At 40.4% G+C, this 22,975-nt stretch carries 21 protein-coding genes; 6 read left to right on the top strand and 15 right to left on the bottom strand.

What is annotated here, in order from left to right; genetic code table 11:
* The first annotated feature begins 140 nt into the window (after window positions 1-140).
* Window positions 141-2,951: a bifunctional aconitate hydratase 2/2-methylisocitrate dehydratase gene (locus ACHSBP_RS14235; RefSeq protein WP_084616598.1), complete on the top strand. Its 2,811-nt coding sequence runs from the start codon at window positions 141-143 to the stop codon at window positions 2,949-2,951.
* Between the two features lie 94 nt (window positions 2,952-3,045).
* On the opposite strand, the gene ACHSBP_RS14230 is transcribed toward ACHSBP_RS14235, so the two are convergent.
* From ACHSBP_RS14230 to ACHSBP_RS14220, 3 genes are all read right to left on the bottom strand, one after another.
* Entirely contained in the window at window positions 3,046-3,513 is a 468-nt protein-coding gene (locus tag ACHSBP_RS14230) for a nuclear transport factor 2 family protein (protein WP_010558998.1), read from the bottom strand.
* Window positions 3,514-3,601: 88 nt separating this feature from the next.
* Entirely contained in the window at window positions 3,602-4,048 is a 447-nt protein-coding gene (locus tag ACHSBP_RS14225; protein WP_010558999.1) for an acyltransferase, read from the bottom strand.
* Window positions 4,049-4,058: 10 nt separating this feature from the next.
* A complete protein-coding gene (locus ACHSBP_RS14220) occupies window positions 4,059-4,532 on the bottom strand; it encodes an NYN domain-containing protein (protein ID WP_010559000.1) in 474 nt (157 codons plus the stop codon).
* A 101-nt stretch (window positions 4,533-4,633) separates the two neighbouring features.
* Between ACHSBP_RS14220 and dbpA the strand changes: the two genes are divergently transcribed.
* Window positions 4,634-6,034, top strand: a complete 1,401-nt coding sequence (gene dbpA, locus ACHSBP_RS14215) for an ATP-dependent RNA helicase DbpA (RefSeq protein ID WP_395389238.1) — start codon at window positions 4,634-4,636, stop codon at window positions 6,032-6,034.
* A gap of 124 nt (window positions 6,035-6,158) precedes the next feature.
* On the opposite strand, the gene ACHSBP_RS14210 is transcribed toward dbpA, so the two are convergent.
* The 6 genes from ACHSBP_RS14210 to ACHSBP_RS14185 all read right to left on the bottom strand — a co-directional run bounded on the left by ACHSBP_RS14210 (window position 6,159) and on the right by ACHSBP_RS14185 (window position 9,925).
* Window positions 6,159-7,085 carry a hypothetical protein gene (locus ACHSBP_RS14210; RefSeq protein WP_010559002.1) on the bottom strand — a complete coding sequence of 309 codons (927 nt, stop codon included), beginning with the start codon at window positions 7,083-7,085 and terminating at the stop codon, window positions 6,159-6,161.
* 19 nt (window positions 7,086-7,104) lie between these two features.
* Complete coding sequence (locus ACHSBP_RS14205; protein ID WP_010559003.1) at window positions 7,105-7,416, bottom strand: hypothetical protein; 312 nt, start codon at window positions 7,414-7,416, stop codon at window positions 7,105-7,107.
* A gap of 34 nt (window positions 7,417-7,450) precedes the next feature.
* The gene (locus tag ACHSBP_RS14200; protein ID WP_021033080.1) at window positions 7,451-7,624 is read right to left on the bottom strand and encodes a hypothetical protein; all 174 of its coding nucleotides are present in this window, start codon (window positions 7,622-7,624) and stop codon (window positions 7,451-7,453) included.
* Window positions 7,625-7,782: 158 nt separating this feature from the next.
* A complete protein-coding gene (locus ACHSBP_RS14195) occupies window positions 7,783-8,514 on the bottom strand; it encodes an ABC transporter substrate-binding protein (protein ID WP_010559004.1) in 732 nt (243 codons plus the stop codon).
* A gap of 302 nt (window positions 8,515-8,816) precedes the next feature.
* Complete coding sequence (locus ACHSBP_RS14190; protein WP_084616604.1) at window positions 8,817-8,972, bottom strand: DUF2986 domain-containing protein; 156 nt, start codon at window positions 8,970-8,972, stop codon at window positions 8,817-8,819.
* Between the two features lie 62 nt (window positions 8,973-9,034).
* Window positions 9,035-9,925 carry an endonuclease/exonuclease/phosphatase family protein gene (locus ACHSBP_RS14185; protein ID WP_158523468.1) on the bottom strand — a complete coding sequence of 297 codons (891 nt, stop codon included), beginning with the start codon at window positions 9,923-9,925 and terminating at the stop codon, window positions 9,035-9,037.
* 333 nt (window positions 9,926-10,258) lie between these two features.
* On the opposite strand from ACHSBP_RS14185, the gene yegD reads away from it, so the two are divergent.
* A complete protein-coding gene (gene yegD / locus ACHSBP_RS14180) occupies window positions 10,259-11,623 on the top strand; it encodes a molecular chaperone (RefSeq protein WP_395389237.1) in 1,365 nt (454 codons plus the stop codon).
* A gap of 225 nt (window positions 11,624-11,848) precedes the next feature.
* Entirely contained in the window at window positions 11,849-12,184 is a 336-nt protein-coding gene (locus ACHSBP_RS14175) for a hypothetical protein (RefSeq protein WP_010559008.1), read from the top strand.
* Here the strand turns inward: ACHSBP_RS14175 and ACHSBP_RS14170 are convergent, their stop codons facing one another.
* A complete protein-coding gene (locus tag ACHSBP_RS14170; RefSeq protein ID WP_395389236.1) occupies window positions 12,185-12,874 on the bottom strand; it encodes a pirin family protein in 690 nt (229 codons plus the stop codon).
* A gap of 113 nt (window positions 12,875-12,987) precedes the next feature.
* Between ACHSBP_RS14170 and ACHSBP_RS14165 the strand changes: the two genes are divergently transcribed.
* Window positions 12,988-13,884, top strand: coding sequence for a LysR family transcriptional regulator (locus tag ACHSBP_RS14165; RefSeq protein ID WP_395389234.1), 897 nt, complete (start codon window positions 12,988-12,990; stop codon window positions 13,882-13,884).
* A 35-nt stretch (window positions 13,885-13,919) separates the two neighbouring features.
* Here the strand turns inward: ACHSBP_RS14165 and nhaD are convergent, their stop codons facing one another.
* From nhaD to ACHSBP_RS14140, 5 genes are all read right to left on the bottom strand, one after another.
* The gene (gene nhaD / locus ACHSBP_RS14160) at window positions 13,920-15,332 is read right to left on the bottom strand and encodes a sodium:proton antiporter NhaD (RefSeq protein ID WP_040642663.1); all 1,413 of its coding nucleotides are present in this window, start codon (window positions 15,330-15,332) and stop codon (window positions 13,920-13,922) included.
* Between the two features lie 368 nt (window positions 15,333-15,700).
* Window positions 15,701-17,797 (bottom strand): M13 family metallopeptidase, encoded by a 2,097-nt coding sequence (locus tag ACHSBP_RS14155; RefSeq protein ID WP_395389233.1) that lies wholly within the window; start codon window positions 17,795-17,797, stop codon window positions 15,701-15,703.
* Between the two features lie 147 nt (window positions 17,798-17,944).
* A complete protein-coding gene (locus tag ACHSBP_RS14150; protein WP_395389232.1) occupies window positions 17,945-19,645 on the bottom strand; it encodes a diguanylate cyclase in 1,701 nt (566 codons plus the stop codon).
* A 69-nt stretch (window positions 19,646-19,714) separates the two neighbouring features.
* The gene (locus ACHSBP_RS14145) at window positions 19,715-20,791 is read right to left on the bottom strand and encodes an MBL fold metallo-hydrolase (protein ID WP_395389231.1); all 1,077 of its coding nucleotides are present in this window, start codon (window positions 20,789-20,791) and stop codon (window positions 19,715-19,717) included.
* Window positions 20,792-20,805: 14 nt separating this feature from the next.
* Complete coding sequence (locus ACHSBP_RS14140) at window positions 20,806-21,342, bottom strand: hypothetical protein (protein ID WP_395389229.1); 537 nt, start codon at window positions 21,340-21,342, stop codon at window positions 20,806-20,808.
* A 202-nt stretch (window positions 21,343-21,544) separates the two neighbouring features.
* On the opposite strand from ACHSBP_RS14140, the gene ACHSBP_RS14135 reads away from it, so the two are divergent.
* Window positions 21,545-22,783 (top strand): DEAD/DEAH box helicase, encoded by a 1,239-nt coding sequence (locus ACHSBP_RS14135; RefSeq protein WP_395389227.1) that lies wholly within the window; start codon window positions 21,545-21,547, stop codon window positions 22,781-22,783.
* The last annotated feature ends 192 nt before the right edge of the window (window positions 22,784-22,975 follow it).

Genomic DNA, 22,975 nt, shown 5'->3' with positions numbered 1-22,975 from the left:
GATTATGACCAGTAAGGTTATCAATTAGTATTAATTTACTGAGTTTTTCATGTTTTTTAGACTCGACAGTTTAGTGAGTGAGTAAAAATCATGTAAAATACTTAGTTCATATCTTTTCAAAAACACGTCGAGAGTTTTTTATGAGTTTGTACACAGAATACATGGAAGAAATTGAGGTTCGTAAAAAAGACCTTGGTTTGAGCCCAAAGCCAATTGATAGTGCAGAGCTACTATCTGAAATCATCGCTCAAATTAAAGATACAACAAATGAGCACCGTGAAGATTCATTAAAATTCTTCATCTACAACACGCTTCCTGGTACTACACCAGCGGCAGGCGTTAAAGCGCAATTCTTAAAAGAAATCATTCTTGGTGAAGAAAGTGTTGCTGAAATTTCAGCTGACTTTGCGTTTGAACTACTTTCACACATGAAAGGTGGTCCATCAATCGCAGTATTACTTGATCTTGCACTAGGTAATGATGAAGCAGTTGCAAAACAAGCTGCTGACGTACTTAAAACACAAGTATTCTTATACGATGCTGATACAACGCGTTTACAAGATGCGTTCAAAGCAGGCAACGCAGTTGCTAAAGAAATTTTAGAAAGCTACGCAAATGCTGAGTTCTTCACAAAACTTCCTAACATTCCTGAGAAGATTGAAGTTGTAACTTACATTGCAGGTGAAGGTGATATCTCTACCGATTTACTTTCTCCAGGTAACCAAGCGCACTCACGTGCTGACCGTGAATTACACGGCCAATGTATGATTACACCAGAAGCACAACAAGAAATCGTTGCACTTAAAGAAAAGCACCCTAACGCGAAAGTAATGCTTATCGCAGAGAAAGGTACTATGGGTGTAGGTTCTTCACGTATGTCTGGTGTGAATAACGTTGCACTTTGGGCAGGTGAGCAAGCGAGCCCATATGTTCCATTTATTAACATCGCACCGGTTGTTGCTGGTACAAACGGTATTGCGCCTATCTTCCTTACAACGGTTGACGTAACCGGTGGTATCGGTCTTGACCTTAAAAACTGGGTTAAGAAAGTTGACGCTGACGGTAAAACAGTTACAGACGCAAATGGCGACCCAGTACTAGAAGAAGCTTACTCAGTAGCAACGGGTACGGTATTAACAATTGATACCCAAGCGAAGAAACTATACAACGGTGACAAAGAGCTTGTAGATGTGTCATCTGCATTCACGCCACAGAAAGTTGAATTCATGCGCGCGGGCGGCTCTTACGCGGTTGTATTCGGTAAGAAACTTCAAACGCTAGCAGCAGAAACGCTAGGCGTTGATGCACCAGCAGTTTACGCACCGTCAAAAGAAATCTCACACGAAGGCCAAGGCCTTACTGCGGTTGAGAAAATCTTTAACCGTAATGCGGTAGGTGTGCAATCTGAAACGCCACTACACGCTGGTTCAAACGTACGTGTTAAAGTTAACATCGTAGGTTCGCAAGATACAACGGGCCCTATGACATGTCAGGAACTTGAAGCGATGGCTGCTTCAACGATTTCACCACTTGTAGATGGTGCTTATCAGTCTGGTTGTCACACAGCATCAGTTTGGGATGCAAAAGCGCAAGCAAACATTCCTAAATTAATGGCGTTCATGAACAAGTTTGGCCTTATCACTGCACGTGATCCTAAAGGCATTTACCACTCAATGACTGACGTAATCCACAAAGTATTAAACGATATTACTGTGGACGACCGTGCAATCATCATCGGTGGTGACTCACACACGCGTATGTCTAAAGGTGTAGCATTCGGTGCCGACTCAGGTACTGTAGCACTTGCTTTAGCAACAGGTGAATCGGCAATGCCAATTCCTGATTCAGTTAAAGTAACGTTTAAAGGCAAAATGGCTAAGCACATGGACTTCCGTGACGTGGTACACGCAACGCAAGCACAAATGCTTAAGCAATTTGGCGGTGAGAACGTGTTCCAAGGTCGTATTATCGAAGTTCACATTGGTACACTAATGGCTGACCAAGCGTTCACGTTTACTGACTGGACTGCAGAAATGAAAGCGAAAGCGTCAATCTGTATTTCAAACGACGAAACACTTATCAAGTCAATTGAACTTGCTAAGAGCCGTATCCAGATCATGATCAACAAGGGTATGGAAAACGAAGCGAAAACGCTTCAAGGTCTTATCGACTTGGCTGACGAGCGTATCGCAGGTATTAAGTCTGGTGAGCAACCAGCACTTGCACCAGATGACAACGCTAAGTACTACGCAGAAGTTGTGGTTAACCTTGACGAAATCGTTGAGCCAATGATCGCTGACCCAGACGTAAACAACGATGACGTGTCTAAGCGTTACACGCACGATGTTATTCGTCCAGTTTCTTTCTACGATGGCAAACCAGTTGACCTTGGTTTCGTTGGTTCGTGTATGGTTCACAAAGGTGACATGCAGATCATCGCGCAAATGCTACGTAACCTAGAAAAGCAAAACGGTTCAATCGAATTTAAAGCGCCACTGGTTGTTGCGCCACCAACATACAACATTGTTGATGAGCTTAAAGCTGAAGGTGATTGGGAAGTACTTGCTAAGTACGCAGGTTTTGAGTTTGACGATGCAAATCCGAAAACGGCTGCACGTACTAAGTACGAAAACATCCTATACCTAGAACGCCCAGGCTGTAACCTATGTATGGGTAACCAAGAAAAAGCAGAACCAGGTGATACAGTTATCGCAACATCAACACGTCTTTTCCAAGGCCGTGTTGTAGCTGATACTTCAGAGAAGAAAGGTGAGTCACTACTTGGTTCAACACCATTAGTAGTACTTTCAACTATTCTTGGTCGTTTCCCAACTATGGCTGAATACTCAGCAGCAGTTGAAGGCATTGACCTAACAGCGTTTACACCGCTTGAAGAAGAGCTAACGACTAAGTTCGGTTCTGAGCAAGCAGTACCAGTTAAAATGGTTTAATAAACTGATTTAACGAAAAGCGCGGTAAGTTCTGCTTACCGCGCTTTTTTATTGTCTAACGAATCATTTAAATATTCTTATCACATGCGAACCGTTATTCATGATATTTACGAATAACCGCAACTTTACCATCTTCAATTTCGAGTACTTCCATCATCACATTTGAATACGCAAGTGGCTGCTTATTTTGCGGATGAATGCCTTTGGCATTTGATGTGTAACGAATCGCAACAGCTGAGTTATTAAAAGCAAATACATTGAGTAACTTTGAGTTGTATTCTGTGTGTGCACCTAAATAAAACGTCATGCCTTTACGCATCGCTTCTTTGCCATCGGGTCTTCTCGCATCATCAGTCACATAAGGTAAATGCGTGTGACCTATATCATCGGTTAAAAATGCTAAGTAATTTTCTAACTCTTTTGATGTTGCGTTTGGTGCTTGAGTTGCAACCATTGCATTGTAGTAGTCTGTGGCGAATACTTTTAGGTCAATTTGCGTTGTTTTTGCAAGCACCGTAGGTATTGTTAAAAATGATAATAAGCAAATAATAATTAAGCGCATTTTAGTTCCTGTTGATTTTATAAACATAAACTAATCTAGCGACTAACTATTTTATTGCCAAGAAAAATAAAGGCTTAGAATTATTTTGTTACATTAATCGCAAAATGAAATCACTTAGCCAGTAGCAAATAACTATGGTCGATAAATGTATAAATGCTCGGATAACGAAAGTAAACTTGCTCACATTAATGTTCAATTTAGTCGATGCTATAACGGCTAAACTCATTACAAAAAACCACGGTGTACAAACAAAAAATACTTCTTGTTTGATTACGCTTACCGCTAAATCGTGAACTAGTCCACTGATACTAAATGTTAAAATTAGCGCGAGAGTGTGTGGCAAAAAGAGCGTTAGTGGTTTTTGAATTTTCGTCGCTAAGTAATAGCCCCAAATCGGGTTCCAATAAAGCCAAAACTGCGAAAAGTTATTAGCACCAAGGGCATTTTTAAGCATGTTTGTAAGCGAGCCTGATGCACCGAGCGGTACACCATTACGGCGTTTTACATATTGTATCAGGGATAATTTTCTCGCCATGACTAGTCATCTATAGTAACAATCCATTGGTAATAGGTTGAAAACGACTGGCACTGTAAATAAGTGACTGTGCGGTAAGTTTTTCAACGCCATATACCCAGGTTTCTATACCATGTTTAGCTGCAACTTTTTGCAGTAATAAATCAAAATCCCCATCGCCAGAGAGTAAACACACCACATCAACATTCGGCGCATGCTCTAAAACATCAATCGTAATACCCACATCCCAATCGCCTTTTGCTGAGCCGTCAGCGCGTTGGATAAAGGGTTTGAGTTTTACGTCAAAGCCAATGTGTTTAAGTGCTTTTTGAAATTTATGCTGTTGGTCGTCTTGGCGCGCGATTGCGTATGCATTGGCGAGTACAATTTCTCCTTGATTAGACATTTGTTGCCATAACTCACGGTAATTAAATTGGCGTTGATAGGCTTGGCGTGTGGTGTAGTAGATATTTTGAATATCTACAAAGAGCGCGATTTTTTTCAAAGTGATCAGTTCATTTAATTGTTTGTGACACTATAGCAAGCATAGTTTGAGACTAACAGTGATGACATGCTGTGATATACTTCTCTTTTTGCAATATTTGAGTGTTCGCTTTGTCTTCAACTTCTTGTTTTTCAACTACGGCGTTATCGCCCGCGCTTTTAGAAAACTTAACCAGTTTAGGTTATACCACAATGACCGATATTCAGGCGCAAACCTTGCCGCTTATTCTTGCGGGTAAAGATGTGATTGGGCAGGGCAAAACAGGTTCGGGTAAAACGGCTGCGTTTTCACTTGGCTTGTTACATAACTTAAATGTTAAACGTTTTCGCGTGCAAGCAGTGGTTGTGTGCCCGACACGTGAACTTGCCGACCAAGTAGCAGTAGAGATACGAAAGCTCGCACGTGCGATTCACAATATTAAAGTGCTTGCATTATGTGGTGGCGCACCGATGGGGCCACAAATAGGCTCGCTTGAACATGGCGCCCACATTGTGGTTGGTACGCCAGGGCGTATTGAAGAGCATTTACGAAAAGGGCGTTTAATTCTAGATGAAGTAAATACCTTTGTGCTTGATGAAGCCGATCGTATGCTAGAAATGGGGTTTGAAGAGTCACTTAATTGCATCATTGAGCACCTACCAACAGCAAGACAAAATTTATTATTTAGTGCCACTTACCCAACTAAAATCGAGCAGTTAGCACAGCATGTGATGGTTAATCCTGAAAAAATCGTGGTAGAAGCAACGCATGATCACAGCTCAATTAGCCAATATTTTTATGAAGTTGAAAATAATGATGCACGTTTAGATGCGGTTAATCGCCTATTACTTAAGTTTCAGCCAAAATCAGCGGTGGTGTTTTGTAATACCAAAAGTGAATGTCAAAATGTATGCGATGAATTAAGTCATTTTGGCTTTGATAGTGCTGCGCTGCATGGTGATTTAGAACAAAAAGATCGTGACCGTACTTTAGTGCGCTTTGCTAACAAGAGTTTAACTATTTTGGTTGCAACCGATGTTGCAGCGCGCGGCATTGATGTTGACCATGTTGATATGGTGGTGAATTATCACATAGCGCACGACCCTGAAGTGCATGTTCACCGCATTGGCCGTACCGGCCGCGCCGGCAATAAAGGTATTGCCTGTTCGCTTATGAGTTATAAAGAATCCCATAAAGTGAATGCGTTAGAAGACTATTTAAATATCGAAGCAACGCCCACTGATTTACCAGGCGATGAGGTATTTGCAAACGCGATTGAGCGCGCGCCAAATATTACGCTGCAAATTGATGGTGGTAAAAAAGCAAAACTTCGCCCGGGCGATATTCTGGGTGCGCTTACGTCAAATAGCACAATTACCGGTGAACACATTGGTAAAATCAAAGTAACGGCGATGACATCGTATGTCGCGGTAACGCGAAAAATTGCCAATGCGGCTGTAAAAACCATTAGCGAAGGCAAAATGAAAGGCCGTAACTTTAGGGTACGCAAAGTCACTAAGTAGTCGTACTCAATCTGTTATACGGGTGTGTGACAAAGTCACACACCTTTAAATAACGCGCGCATTTTAATAATGTTTTCACTAATCTTATATCTACTCGCTGAGCGTTATATTTTATAAAAATACGCTAATGATAGAGCGTACCGTTTTTATAAATATCCGTTGACCACTGCTCCAGCAGTTCACTCGCTTTATCATGCTCTTCAGCAGTGAGCCTATCGTACTGTCTATTAACGAACCTAGAGAAGCGATTATAAATTTTGTCATTGTTGGTAAATTGGGTGATCAATTGGTTTAGAGCAAATGACTTTACATGACCAAATTTCCCTGCGTTTTGTGAGTGATGCAGATTCGACAATTGAATTAATGCATCAATACTGCCTTTTTTACCCGCTTGCTCTAACAGCGCAAGTTTTTGTGTCGTAAATGCATTGCGCGTTGCAATATAATCATCGCGCGATAATGATGCATAGCCTTGTGATTGCATGTAAAACTCAGCAGTGACGTGCCCTAATGTTTCCTGCGCAGGCACAAATCCTTGAGTTGCTGCAGTTTCTAAGTAGGTGTAAAAGGCGTTTAAATTTTCTGATTCAAGCCCCTGGCAATAGGTATACTGTTCACGCACACGCTCAATTGCCACGGTGCTGTCTGTAAATTGGTAGGCTTGCTCAAGCTTGTCTTCAAACATTTGCTCATTTAACGGTGCGAATAAACAATAACGAAAATTACGGGCAAGAAGGTAACTCGCTTCAGCGTCTCCCGATTTTGCACGTAACTTTAATGCACTTAACTGGCTCTTTATGTCATCTTCAAAACGCCATTGTGGTTTGGTAATTTCAATTAAATGGCCTTGCTTGGTGTGCTTTGATTGTGTGGGTAACGCGTTAGTTATAGGCTGAGGTTTGGTGATTTTTTCATGTTCAAACTGTTCGATGTTCTGCTGCGTTTTAAGCGACGTATTTGTTATATCTTGCGTTGTGTTTTCGCCGTTTAAAATCAAAATAAGCGAAGTCACAACGCACAGAGAAATTGCGATATAAGTAAATGCTTTCATAGTCACCAATTAGGATGCGCTAAGATTTTTTGCATTTAATGGTTGTTGGCGCGACAGAACGACTGTTAATGTTATTTTGATGTGAGTCATATTTAGTCCAACCAAGTGGGCATTGTGTCGCATCAAGTTCAACAATCGTATTTTTTGGCAGCAAACTTGATTGTTTGCTCAATGTTTCAATCACTTTTTCTAATTTAACAATTTTTCGTTCTAAACAACGCGTTTGTTCTTTCGCGCTGAGTTTTACAGAGCATTCTTCTGCACTTGCGCTCATCGAGTATGTAACAAAAAACAGAAAGATTACGAATAGGGGAGCCAGTTTAAGTCTCATTTGAATGTCCTTTTAATGTGATACTGTTAATTTTTTAATTTCGCGCATCTGCAATGCCCTGCTCAAACCCGATTACAAATGGTTCGATAGCAAAACCAATTAACAAACATAATGAGGCAGTTAACATCATATTGCGGTTATTTTTTTTGTAACCAATGCTAAAGAGCACAGCAAACAGAACGAGCGTAAAAATTTCAACGTATTGCAAGGTCAAATCCTTTTGAAGTTAAAGTAATATGCTTTATAGACTTTCTATATGGTTGATATATTTACCAAATCTAATGTCACTTTACTATAAACTCATCACAATAAATGTTAACAAATGTGTATTGCCGGGAACGGGGTAGTTGTTGCGGTAAGTTGTGATTATAAGCCGTGTTTTTGATTATACGCTTTTAATGCGTTTCTTACTTTTTCTACTAATGCTTTATCTGTTTTGTTGCTGAACGCTAAGCAGCCTTCTTCGTCACTGGCCTTAGTTACCTCAATCAACTTTTCGATTTCAGACTCGGTATGATTGAAATGACGCAGATTTTCTGACATTTCCCACTCTGTTTGTAATACCAAGTCGACACGTCCTGCAAAAAACTTTCGTGCACCTGCGTAAGGGTCGCTCGTTACATCGAGGTTAACGCCATTTTTGAAGCCATTTGCCAACAAATATTCATGATCTGATTCGCCCTTTTCGATGGATGTAACATAGCGCTTAGCGTGCTCAAGCGTGGTTATATTTATCTCTTTGCGCTTCGCTAACTTGTACAAATTAACTTTAACTGGGCCAATAAGCGGACAAACCCATTGAAACAAGTTTTCGCGCTCTTTTGTTTTAAGAATGGTATAAATAAGGGTGTTTTCGTCGTTAGCGGTTAAAATCATAGAACGCGCCCACGGGTAAGACGTAATTTGGTACTCAATATTAATACTGTCTAGAATAGCTTTGACGCGCTCAGTCGCGCGACCAACAACTTCACCGTGCTCGTTTGTATAATTATATGGTCGCCACTCTTCGGTAACCACATTGAGCTTTGCGCTTGCCGCTACATACAGCGAAAACGTGCAAAGTATTAAACAAACATTAAAAATAGCTATTCGATACAAACTCGTACCCACTCCATGCGTTATGTGTCTAATAACGTACCTTTCAGTTAAAAACGCTTTTACATTCAATTATATAACAATTAATCGTTTTTAGTGTTCGGCATAATTTAACTATTATTCCCGTTATTAATATATAACGTAGTTAAATCTAAATAAACCGACAAAATTCTTATTTAATGTGTTACTTCTTTGTTTCTGTATTCGGTGCGTTTAACGCTTTGCTGCAAACGAGCGTTACTTTATTTTATTGCTGTTTAAAAAAGCCCAACATAAATAATGTAGAGCGTGTTTTACTTTACGCTCTAGTCTTCTGACTGATTGTTGTCAGGTGTCGTTTGTGCCAGTTTTTCACGCTCTGCTTTCGAGATGTATTTTGGCTTATTATTTTTATTCAGCTTTTCGTTTGCTTTCTTGTCTTTCTTTTTCAGCTTTTCATAAATTTTTTTGCGACGGTTCATAGAATTCTCACTTAATAAATCGCCGCGGAGTTTAGCATAGTCTGCCATATCTCAACGTATTTTTATTGCTTTGGTAATACAATGTTATATTTCAACATAGCATGGTCACTACCCGGGATATATTGGGTGGTTAATGTATCGAGTAATAGTGAGTCACTTAATAAGCAGTGGTCAATGGTAAGTCCAAAAATCGAATATAACGGCTGCGGTAATTTAACAGGTGACCAAGATGCATAATGGCCAGCTAATTGATAGCAAGTGTTGAAACGCTCAACACGGGTAAAGTGTTGTGACAAAGGTCCGGTATTAAAATCTCCTAATACTAATGTGTGTTTAATGTCATGGTGTTGGTTTAATAGGTTTGTTAAGTACAACAACATCATATTGCGTTTATGCCACAATTTTTGATTACGCGGCGAGGGTGGGTGCAAAGCAAATACACGTAATTTTTCATGTTCTACGGCTAAATGCAGTTCAACAATAACACCCCGTACGCTGTTTTCAAAAACTGAGTGAGTGATACGTTGCAAAATTGGGAATTTAGTAATGACACCGATACCATCTGGAAACCCTTCAATTTCGGCAGAGCCATAATCAAAGTAATCTCCACGCAGCGCGATAAAGCGTGCGCGATCAGTATCATTCACTTCAAATAGTGCTGTTATATCGCTACCTTCGTTGCCAAGTATGTTGTAAACGCTTTCAATGTCAGCATTGTAATAATTAAGGTTAAGTTGGCTAACCGTAATGCTGGGGTCGCTGTAGTAATTAAATGAAAGATTTATAGGTAGATTAATTAACAATGTGGTGAATGTAATTACAGCGATGTTAGATGCTAATTTTGGCTTTATAAAAATGAGTATCAACGATAAGCCAAGGCTCAGCATCAATAGGTGTGGAATAAAACTTGTCACTAAATCAAGCCAATAATAAGTGGCTGAAAGCGATGACATTGCAACGAGCGCCAACGTGAAGGCAACGCTTATAATTATAATCAGTAAATATTTAACCATGATTGCCTAAGAACGAGTAGCTTATCTCTTTCGGTAATTTAACTAATAGTATAGTAAGCATTTTCAACTTGTTATTTACCGTATAATCGAGTTTTAAGTGATACGTTCACTATTAAAATGTATTAAAAAATAAGCACGTGTTAAAAACTAATGCCTTATTTTACCGCTTTAGAGCGGGTTGTATTGGATGATACACAATCAATTTTAAAAACCATGGTACTTGCTAACGCTCTGTGCTACTCTGCGCGACCTTTTTTTGCTTAGGAGTATGCGATGATTGTTGGTTTTGATTATGGTAGTTCAAATTGCGCTATGGGTGTTTTAGAGCAAGGTGTTCCTAAGCTTGTACCGCTAGAGAATGGCAAACCGTATTTACCATCTACTTTATATGCTCAGCACAACAGTTTAATTGTTGACTATGTTGCTAAAAACTTAGCTAAGGGCGACCTGGCTGACACGTACGTTAGTCAACGAAAAGGACTGTTGGCCGGTATTCCTGCTATTCGCAGCGATCTTGATTTAGCAAATAATGAAAGCGGAATTTACATTGGCCGAGAAGCCATCGATGAGTATATAGAATTCCCCGAAGAAGGCTTTTACGTTAAATCTCCTAAATCATTTTTCGGTGCAACCGGGTTAAAACCAGAGCAAATTGCATTTTTTGAAGACATTGCTACAGCCATGATTATGGCAATCAAAACCCGCGCCGAAAACCATTTAAAACATAGTTTATCGCATACGGTAATTGGTCGCCCAGTTAACTTTCAAGCCGTTGGCGGAGAAGAAAGCAATCAACAAGCGATTAGTATATTAACCAAAGCAGCTCAGCGAGCAGGGTTTAAACACGTAGAATTCTTGTATGAGCCACTGGCTGCTGGTATCGACTTTGAAACCTCCCTCACTGAAAATACTAAAGTGCTGGTGGTTGATATTGGCGGTGGTACGTCGGATTGCTCATTCGTGCAAATGGGTCCATCGTTTCGCGAAAACCATGATCGCAGCAACGACTTTCTTTCGCATACAGGTAAACGTATTGGCGGAAACGATTTAGACATCGCTCTAAGTTTTCATAAATTGATGCCGCAATTTGGTTTAGGAACACAAATGAAATCGGGTTTACCTATGCCACATCCACTTTATTGGCAAGCGTGTAAAATCAACGATATTCATTTGCAAAGTGAGTTTTACAGCGATACAAATCATCGCGAATTAACGCGTTTATTGCGTGATGTAGAGCAGCCAAATTTACTTTCGCGTTTAATTAAAGTGCTTGAAAATAAACAATCTCATCAAGTCGTTAGGCAAGGGGAGTTGGCGAAAATTGGTTTATCGGAACAGAGCACGCATTATGCAGATCTTTCGTTTGTTGAATCTGATCTTATGCAGTTAATTGAACATCATGATTTGAGCGATGCGATTAATGACAGTTTAAAGCAAATGGTGAATCTTGCGCACGACGCAATTTGTGCAGCCGGTACCCGCCCAGATGTGATTTACCTAACTGGCGGTAGTGCACAATCGCCATTACTCAAAAAGGCATTACAACAGGCTTTGGGTGATATCCCAATGTTAAATGGTGACAACTTTGGTAGTGTAACTGCTGGTTTAACGAAGTGGGCGAATAAAATCTTTAAATAACCCGGTTTTAAAAAGGTTAATCAGCTTAAAATTAGCGTTGCATAAGGATTTGTTACGCTAATGCAAAAGCGACACAACACGGCGTACTTATAAACACAATCACGCATTATGTTTTAAGTGACGTATTTCCTTGAAATTAGGTACACCCTTTGCTTATATTAAATTATTGCAAATGGAGTCGCGCAATATTAAGCCAGTCGCTACCTAACTTATCAAGGATGACTTATGAATACGTCAGCACAAACCAATACTTCACACTCGTTGGTTAACCCCACCTTTCAACGTAAGCTCGATTGGGTAATGGTGTTGTTATTAACCGTGTTAATTATCTCAAATGCGTATCTTGCTCATTACGCCACAATAAACCATGGTGCATTTGATGTTCCCAGCAAGCAAATTGCGTTTATTCTTGGTACCACATTTGGTTTACCGTTTGTGGCAGTAGCAGCGACCTTGCTTTTTCCTTCAATGAGAATGCTTTCAACACAAATTAAAGTGTTAACACTTACATCGGCAATTGTGTTTGTGTCAAATGTGCCGCTACTGGCATTGGCGTTTTAACTATTCTACGTGATTTATTACTACAAACTCGCTCGGTGTTAGTGCGCTAAAGGTCGCGTGTTTAGTACGTACAAGCGTGCCATCAGTTGCCATTATTTGTCGCTCTGTAGTTTCAACATCTAGGTTACCCTTATAGACATATGCTAATGTTTCTGTATCAGCACGGTAGCTTTCGCCAGCGGCGAGTTTAACGATGTAAATATGGGTTTTACTATCAAACGTAGCGTTTTGAGTTTTATCACCGCCGTAAATATGTGTAATGCCTTGTTTGGCTGTTTTATAGTATTTATACGCTGCGGGTTCGCCTAATGTGTCTGGCAACACCCATAATTGTAATAAACGATTAGTTGACGAATTTGGGTTTATTTCATTGTGTGAAAAGCCTTCACCACCAGCGCGCTGTACTTGCGCATCACCCGCTTGCAAACTTTTACCGTGCTCTAATGAGCCTTCGTGGGTAACTTGCCCATCAAGCATAATAGTGATGACGTCTATCTCTTTATGAGGGTGCATTGTGGTTTCACCAAAAGGATTAAATTTGGCATCAGCCAAATAAACAAATTGACCCAATCCTTCGAATGTTAACGGTGATTTACGTGAACCGAATAATCGACTATCCGTGACAAAACGGTGCTCAACTAAACCAGCAAAACCACCAAGTGGTAATTCATTACGTGTTAATACTTGCATGGTATTTCCTATTCATTTTCTACTTTGATAGATACATAGTAGAGTGAAATTATTGTTTTAAAAATACCTGTTTGTGATTAAGATAAATTCATTTACAACAACAATTAGAATCAATGCTTAACTTAAATGACATGATGGTGTTTCTTGCGGTGGTAGAAAGCGGTAGCTTTACCGCTGCAGCACAAAGGTTAGCAATGCCAAAAGCTAACGTCAGTCGAAAAATAGCAAAACTAGAGTCAACGTTAGGTATTACCTTACTTGAAAGAACCACGCGTTCGCAAAAATTAACAGAAGCGGGCAAGCACTACATAGCGCACTGCAAACGTATTTCTGAAGAAGCAGCCCTAGCCAATGCGGTGATTGATAAGGCACGAAATACAGTTTCTGGTGAAGTAAAAGTCGGCGCATCTGTGTCGATTGGTCAAGAGATTTTAAAGCCCAAGATCACTGAGTTTTTATCTCAATATCCCGAGCTTTCATTGCAACTTAATTTAACTAATCAACGTGTCGACTTAGTTGAAGGTGGATTTGATATGTTAGTGCGCATTGGCAAGCTTGAGGATTCGAACTTAATAGCTAAAAAGTTAGGCTGCGCGACCCGAGGGTTGTACGCAAGTCCAAAATACTTAAACGCGTTAGCAACTAAACCCGAGATTAAATCTCTAGACACATTAAATTGGCTCGTGATGAGCAGCAGTATTAGCGTGTCAGGCATTACGCTATTAAATAAACGTCAGACACAGGAAGTTAGCTTTTCGCCCAAACTGGTTGTTGATGACTTTAGTGTGATTAAGCAAGCGTGTATTGACGGGCTAGGTATAACCGCCTTACCCAATTATATGTGTCAGGATGATGTAAACTCTGGACGTTTGGTTAAGGTATTACGAAATTGGCAATTGACGCCGTCAGATATGTACGCGATTTATCCTAGAAACCGTATAAATTTACCAAAAATAAAAATATTACTGCAGTTTTTAGAAAGTGTATTTAGAGAAAAATTAGCGTGTTAATAAAAAAGGGAAGCATTTGCTTCCCTTACTGTGTGTTAGGTGTAAATGGTAAATAACTCAGAGTTAACCCATAAATGCACCAAAATACTAGCGGCATAACCAAGCGCAATCACGGGTGCCCATTTTAAATGACCAAAGAAGGTATAGTAACCACGCGCCTGACCCATTAATGCCACACCCGCCGCAGAACCAATGGATAATAAGCTACCGCCCACGCCTGCTGTAAGCGTAATTAATAACCACTGACCGTGTGATAATTCAGGCGACATGGCAAGTACCGCAAACATGACTGGAATGTTATCGATAACCGCAGAAATCATCCCCAGTAATACGTTTGCCGTCGTTGCTGACATACCGCCGTATAGCGCTTCAGACATTAATGTTAAATAGCCCAAGAAACCAAGACCACCAACACACACCACGATGCCGTAGAAGAATAATAAGGTGTCCCATTCTGCGCGTGATACTTTAGCAAATACATCAAACGGAACTACGCTACCCAGTGATTTTAAGCGTCTTTCATCGCCTTTACTTTCAGCAAGCGCTTTTTTACGTGCAAGAGAGCCTGGTAATGTCATACGCAGGAAGTAACCAAAGAATTGTAAATAACCTAGACCCATCATCATGCCAAGTACTGGTGGTAAGTGAAGTAGGCTATGACACAATACAGCTGTGGTTACGGTAAGTAAAAATAGGCATAAGATGCGGATTGCTCCGCGCTTTAGTTCAACATCTACTTGCGCTGCAGCTGGCTGTTTACGCTCAACAAAGAAGCTCATAATAGCAGCTGGTACAAGGTAATTAACTACTGACGGTAAGAATAACGCAAAGAACTCAAGGAACTCGACTTTGCCTGCTTGCCACACCATAAGTGTTGTAATATCGCCAAATGGACTAAATGCGCCACCCGCATTGGCTGCAATAACAATGTTAATACAGCACAAATTAATAAACTTCTTGTCGCCTTCAGCCACTTTCATTACCACAGCACACATGAGTAGTGCGGTGGTTAAGTTGTCTGCAATTGGTGAGATAAAGAATGATAACCAACCAGTTAACCAAAAAAGCACAGGATAACTAAAGCCTTTACGGATCATCCACGCGCGCAATGCATCAAATACTCGACGTTCTTCAAGCGCATTAATGTAGGTCATGGCAACTAATAAGAACAACATTAACTCGGCAAATTCAAGCAAGTTGTGTCTAAACGCAGCTTCAGTGATCCCTGGCAAGTCATTATTAACGTAATAACTACCAATTAAGATCCAAATTAATCCTGCGGCAACCAGTACCGGCTTGGACTTGCGCATATGTAACTTTTCTTCAAGCATCACAAATGCGTATGCTAAAACGAAAATTGCGATACAGATGTAGCCCAGCGTGCTCGCAGTTAAATCAAGAGGAGAGCCGACCGTGGAGGCGGCCATTGAAGTCGGAGTAAACAGCATAAAGCTGAATAACAGTAGACACAAAAACAGCTTGTTATTCATGAGTGAAGCCTTGTATTAAAATTGCAGCGTTTGTTAAAAAGCGCGCGAACATTAACACAAATATTTAACAAGTTGCATAGTACAGAGGTCTAAGTGGCTAAAATATTGACAAATAGCGGAAATAGATCAAAAGAATGTGTGATTTATGAGTGCTACGCTAAGTTGACGAGCGTTTAATGCTAAGTGATTACGCCATATACAAAAATAAAGGTGATAAAGGCGGTTTAGAATAAAGTAAAATGAAAGTATCCAGCCATTTGTTAAATTAACATGTGGTGTTAACAAAAAGCCCAGCTTAAGCCGGGCTTTTAAACGTACTATTTTGATTACCAGATGCGAACACGCTCTTCTGGTTTAAGGTAAAGTGCATCACCTTCTTTTACGTCAAACGCTTTGTACCAAGCATCATGGTTACGTGGCGCAAGTGCACGGAAACGACCTGGTGCGTGAGTACCCGCGCGTAATTGGTTTAGCATGCTTTGCTCAGTGCGTTTTTCTTTCCACACTTGTGCCCACGCTAAGAAGAAACGCTGATCGCCTGTTAAGCCATCAATTACTTCGGCTTCTTTACCGTTAAGGCTTAATTTATACGCGTGATAAGCCATTGCAAGGCCGCCCACATCACCAATGTTTTCACCTAAGCTGTTACGACCGTTTACAAAGTTATCTGGAATTGGTTCGTACTTGCTGTACTGCTCTGCTAATTTGTCTGCTTTTGCTTCAAAAGCAGAACGGTCTGAATCAGTCCACCAGTTACGTTGAATACCGTTAGCATCAGATTTCGAACCCTGATCATCAAAACCGTGACCCATTTCGTGACCAATCACCGCACCAATCGCACCATAGTTAACTGCCGCATCAGCGTTTGGATCAAAGAATGGCGGCTGTAAGATAGCAGCTGGGAATACAATTTCATTAAACGAACTGTTGTAGTATGCATTTACGCGCTGTGGTGTCATGCCCCAACGATTACGATCTGTTTTTTCAAGCTCTTTTGCTGCACTTTCAGCACGGAAGAATTGACGCGTGTTACGCACATTACCCATTAAATCATCTTTTGCGATTTTCAGGCCGTCGAACTCCTGCCATACATCTGGGTAACCAATTTTAGGGTTAAACGCAGCAAGTTTCGCTTTTGCGTTAACTTTAGTTTCAGCGCCCATCCAGTCTAAACCATCGATACGCTCACCAAGTGCAGTGCGAAGGTTTTCTACAAGCTCAGCCATTTGTGCTTTTGATGACTCTGGGAAGTAACGTTTTACGTATACTTTACCAATCGCAAAACCCATTGATTCAGTGCCTGACATCGCGCCAATTGCACGCTTCCAACGTGGACGCGGTTCTTGTTGACCACTTAATTCTTTACCGAAGAATTCGAAATTATTTGCATAGATTTCTTCAGAAAGTAGGCTTGCGTTACCACGGATCGCATGAAAGGTTAGGTAATCTTTCCAAACGTTAATGTCTTCACCGTTAATCAGTGAAATCATTGCTTTGATTGGTTCTGGCTGAGCCATATTTAGCTGCGGTACTTTATAACCAGTCTGCTCAAAATACAGATCCCAGTTAAAGCCAGGGTATTCTTTTGCAAGGTCAGTGCGCTTAATTTGGTTTAATGTTAAATCGCGATTACGACGCTTTTCACGTGGCCAATGACCTTCGGCTATTTTAGTTTCAAGCGCTAAAATTGCTTTTGCGCGCTCTTCGGTGTTGTCAACGCCAGCAAACTTAAGTGCACTTGCAATGTGCGCAACGTATGCGTCACGTGTTTTAGCAAAACGCTCGCTGTCTTCAAGGTAATATGAACGATCTGGTAAACCTAAACCGCCAGCGCCCATTGACATTTCATATTGATTCGGGTCTAAACGGTTAAACCACATGCCACCGCCAATCGGTGATGACACACTTGTTAGCCATGCATTACCAAAGATACGCGTTAAGTCATCCGTGTTTTTAACTGAACCAATTTCATCAAGTAAACCTTGGATTGGCGTAATACCTTTTTTGTTGATTGTTTCAACATCCATATACGCATTGTAGAAATCAGCAATCATTTGCTCTTCTGCGTTTAGGTCTTTACGGCTTGTGATATCGTCGATGATTTCTTTAACTTGTTTTTCACTGCGTTCAGCTAGCGCAGTAAATGCACCAAAGCGTGTTTTATCCGCTGGCATTACATAATTGTCGTACCATGTACCACTTGCGTACATAAAGAAGTCGTCACCTGGTTTCACGTCTAAATTACGTGCAGTCAGATCAACCCCAAAGCTGCCAAGCTCTGCTTTAGTTTGTGCTGCTGTTTTTGTGGCTGCAGGCGCTTTCGCTTTTTGTTCTTTTTCTACTTTAGCGGTATCAGCTTGTTGGTCACCACAACCACCAAGAAACGCAGTTGCAAGTGCAACTGCAAGAATTGATTTTTTCATTAAGATTTCCCTTAGCGTTAAATATTTCTATTTTGCGTTAAAAACTGCAAAACTTAGCTTGTTTTTAACGAAAATACGTCAAGATAGCAAATAGAACACGTTTAACAACGCGCTGTTTTGTAAATAAATATGTTTTTATTGATTAAGTTATTGTGTTTGTAACGATAATCTAGGTTTGTTCAGCGTGCTAAAAGACATCACTTGATTTCGCCCATTTTCTTTTGCGCGGTAAAGTGCGTTGTCAGCATTAATAATGGCTGGCTTTAGTAATGACTCTATTTCACAAACACCAAAGCTTGCTGTTATAGATAAGGCATCATGAGTATGCGAGCTAATGGTAGTGTTTTCGATTTGCTTGCGTACTTTATCAATTAAGGCAAATGCTTGGCTTTCGCTGTGATTAGGCAGGGCAATGATAAATTCTTCACCGCCAAGTCGCGCGACGATGGCATTATCAGGCGTGAATTTTTGCAATATATCGGCAAAAACCACAAGTACTTCATCACCTACTTGGTGTCCATATTTGTCGTTAAACTTCTTAAAAAAGTCAATATCAGCGATGGCAATTGTTACAGGGTATGTTTGCTTATCGTCAGCTAAAATCGCTTCGGTAGCTTGGTCAAAGTAACGTCGATTATAAAGTTGCGTTAGCGGGTCGGTATTTGCTTGCACTTGCAGCGCCGCCTGTTGCTTTTCTATGTGCTCTAACACACGAATACGGTACGAAATAATAAACGCTAACATAAATGATTCGAGCATAATGCCAATGCCGACACCGTGACTTGTCACATAAGTATTTGGTAATAGGCCTTTATAATAGCCGATGGCTAATAGGTTAAAAGTGAAAAACAAACCGTGACCAAATAAGAAGTATTTTGCCAACGGATTTCCTTTTTTTAAAATTGAAAGACTGACACTTAATGTCACTACAATCATTATTGCGGCTAATGTGCTTGCTGGTTTTAATGCTGCAATAATATCAAATACGCCAAACACTAAATCAGATACCAGTAGCAGTAAAACAAACATAAGTGCTTTGTGCTCAGTCGGGTATAGGCGTTTGGTTTCAAAAATACTGATCATAAATAGGATCAGAAAGCTTGGCATGGTAAGTAGCGAAAGGTGTAGATGCATCATGGATTTGCCGTAAATGCCAAATAAGGTTGCTAAAAAACCATAGGAAAGGGCAATCCACGTTGTACCCGAGACTAAATACAGCGCATAGAAAATATTTTCTTTTTTACGTGATGATAAAAACAATATGACGTTGTAAAACATCAGCGCCAACAGCATGCCAACCATGATGGCAATATCATAATTTTCGCTTACAAGGGCATGTTTAGATTGTGTTTCATCGTATATGGCAAGCGTAAACCATTGGTGTGAAAATACATCACTTTTTAAGTAAACCTGATACCGTTCGTTAGGCGAAAGTATTAAAGGAAACACTGCGGTTCCACCATATAACATTTCATGAGCTTGATTGTTTTCTAGGTCAATCGAATGGCGTATTTGTGTGTTGCTGTCACTAATTAGATAAAGGGTTAACTGCTCGGTGTGGTAAGCCTCTGGCACATGCAAAAACAGTTGTTTTTTTACAGCCGAGGAGTTGTGCAAAGCAAATCGAACCCAAGTTGTTTTTGCATTTGTACCTAGGGTAAGTCGGTTGGTTGCACTGGAAAACGGCGCATTTTGAATATCAGCGATACTTTGTGTACGAGATTCATCAATATAATAATGCGTATCAAATTGCGTTAATGCAATTGGATCTTGGTTTACTGTAATTTGGGCATTTGCTGAAAAACTAAAAAATAATAGTAAAAATACCAACATGGCAGCTAAAGGCATCTTCTTTTTTTGGTATTTATAGCCTTAAATAAACCTAAAAACTAACACACTTTATTACAGCAGTTCGTGTTACAAAGACAGCCTTTCGCCTTCGTTCATAATGTAAAACTGACTGTCTGTTTCAATGATTTTCAAGGTGTGCAACAGCCTAAAAAGTGCGGAGTGAGAACTGTGATCGCCCATTTGCCAACTAGCATTGCCATAACCCCAAGGAATGGTCACTTTGCAGTTAAGATCGTTTGCCGCCGCAATAGCGTCTTCTGGTCGTGTATGTACATAGCGATACCAAGTTTCGTGCTCTTGGTGAAAGTAAGATGCGATTGGCAGTAAGCACACGTCGATATCACCATATTGACGTTGAATATCTTTAAAATGATCTGAATAACCAGTGTCCCCGGCAAAAAATAAAGTTTTGCCGTTTTCTTCTAACACCCAACCGCCCCACAGTGCCTGATTATCGTCGTTGTATAAAAAGGGTACCCAAATTCGACTATTAAAATGATGGGCAGGCACAAAGTGGACTTTGGTTTGTGCAACGAGACGCGTTGTAAACCAATCCATTTCGTGAATGGTGTAGTGGTTGCGGTCAAAGTGCTTGGCAAAATTTAGCGGCACCAAATATTTGGGTTTGTTGCCAATTAACGCAATATCGTGCTTATTAAAATGATCATAATGTACGTGGGAATATAACACAGCGTCGACATCGCTTAGGTTTTGCACTGTGCTTTTGGGTGATTGACGCTCAAAGCCATTCGCCATTTGAAACGCCCAATTAACTGGCCAATCAAATTCACCAAATACCGGATCAAATAAAAATCGCTTGCCGGAGGGCGTTTTAATTTCAAAGCTTGCATGACCAAGCCAGTGAATTTGATAGCCTGAGTGTGTTGTTAGTTTTGGGTTTTTACCTCTGTATTGGCACTGCTCCATATCACTTTCGCAGTGAATATCGTCAGTAGGGGGGTAGCAATTTTCTTCACAGCTATAGGGATATGTTTTATTACCGGGATAGCGATTGATATAGCGACCTTGCTTTAGGCTTGCTCCGTCTGCGTTAAGGTTATTTATTGTTGTGATCTTGTTCGACGCACAACCTGCGAGCAGCGAAATCACAGCGTAGATCGCCAATTTATACCTAGGATCCATTAATATTTTTATGATTATGTAAATGAATTATCTCGGGCGAAGTGTAATGGCAGTTTGCGGCATTTGTAAAGCAGCCAGCACACAGAAGCTGTGATTAATGCTAATACCAAGGCCTGAAGTGCGCCAATTACAAAACTAAGGCTCAAGGCAAAACCAAAAACACATTCGGCACGATATGATTTTACGATACATGCAATCACAGCAATGCCAATAATTAATATTACAGTGTATAACTCCATTGCCCAATAGTAACTGCCCGCAAGTGTTGCACCATAGTTAAATGAAAATACAAACCCAATTAGTGCGTAGGTGGTTGCTTTACCACGATTAACAGTCGTACTTTGAAGGCGTTTTCGCATTAAAAGCAAACAACACAATGAAAAAATAGGCATGACAACCAGTGAAAACCAAGATGGCACATCAAGTAGGTAGGGCGCATCCAATACACCAATAAATACAATCTTAGGATTGAAGTAATGCCAGCATAAAACAGCAGCTTGTAACAATGCTACCAACACAGTAACGCACCATAGAAATTTATTTTTTATCATAGGAATTCTTGTTTGGTGTTTTTATTAACTATGGCAACAATTAAGCCAAAACGAAAGTTATTGAAAATCAGTGACTTAAATTTCAGGTGATATGTGTATGTTAGTTTTTTTGTTAGATTTTAGGCAAATAGGCCAGTGAGTTAGCTTTTTTCACAACGATTAATGGTATAATTTATCGCATGTGCTTTTCACTTGTAACCTCATGTCATTTTCAGCATTTAACCTAAATTCTCACTTGTCCGAGACCTTAACGCGATTGGATTACCATACGGCCACGCCTATTCAATCATTGGCTATTCCAGAGATTATGGCCGGCCACGATATCATTGCACACGCGCAAACAGGAACCGGTAAAACGGCAGCGTTTATGTTACCCATTATCGATAAGCTGTTATCACGTCAGTCGATATCGAATACGGTAAGTGCCTTAATCTTAGTGCCAACACGAGAGCTTGCGCAACAAGTTGCAAAGGCGAGTACTCAGTACAGTGAAAACTGCGGATTGAACGTTGCGTGTTTGTACGGTGGCGCAAATATTGGACCACAAGAAAAACAACTTAAACAAGGCGCGCAAATTGTTGTAGCAACGCCCGGCCGTTTACTCGACCATTTGATTAAAGGCACACTTTCGTTGTCAGATTTAGCGTATTTAGTGTTCGATGAAGCAGATCGTATGCTGGATATGGGGTTTATGGGTGAAATTAAGCGCATAATGCGTCATGTGCCACTAACACGACAAACCTTGCTATTCTCGGCAACGGTTGATGAGCAAGTACTCAATAATGTATCGCAATGGCTAAATGAGCCAAAACGTGTAGGGGTAGATGCTCCTAACACCGCAGCGACCAAAGTTGAGCAATTATTTTATGCGGTAGACGAAGAACGAAAGCGCGAGTTAATCGCTTACACCATAGGAAAAAACAACTGGCATCAAGTGTTGGTGTTTACGCGTACCAAAAATTATGCCGATGAACTTGCGAAAGAACTCAATAAAGACGGTTTACCAACCACGGCTATTCATGGCGACAAATCTCAAGGCGCACGAAATAAAGCGCTAGAGCAGTTTCGAGCCGGCGAGTTACGTGTTTTAGTGGCAACCGACGTTGCGGCGCGTGGCATCGATATTCCGAGTTTGGATTATGTGATTAATGCTGAGTTGCCGTATATCGCTGAGGATTACGTACACCGCATTGGGAGAACTGGGCGTGCAGGTAAAGCAGGAACTGCAATTTCACTGGTGAGCCTAGACGAAAATTGGTTGTTGGAAGAAATTGAAGTATTACTGGATGAACGTTTAACCCCACAATGGTTAACGGGATTTGAGCCGGATTTAACCCGAGAGCCAAAAGACAATAGAAAAAACACAACAAAATCTCGCAAACAGCGAGATAAAAAGCGTATTTTAGGTCAACGCAGTAATCGTCGCCGTAAAAAAAATTAACGGTGTACTTGGGTGTTTCTAAATTTATTGGTCATTAATAACGACAGTAATTTATCTAAAAGCGCGTTTTACGCGCTTTTTTGTTTGCCTTGGTAATCCGTTACGAATAGATAACCAATTTATTTGTATTAATAAATATTGTTTTGCTGAAATTAAACTATTGTGAAAGAGGAGTCGTATCATTTAACTGCT

The organism is Pseudoalteromonas sp. XMcav1-K, from assembly GCF_044005875.1.
Lineage (GTDB): Bacteria > Pseudomonadota > Gammaproteobacteria > Enterobacterales > Alteromonadaceae > Pseudoalteromonas > Pseudoalteromonas spongiae.
This window is presented reverse-complemented; position numbering and strand designations above follow the sequence as displayed.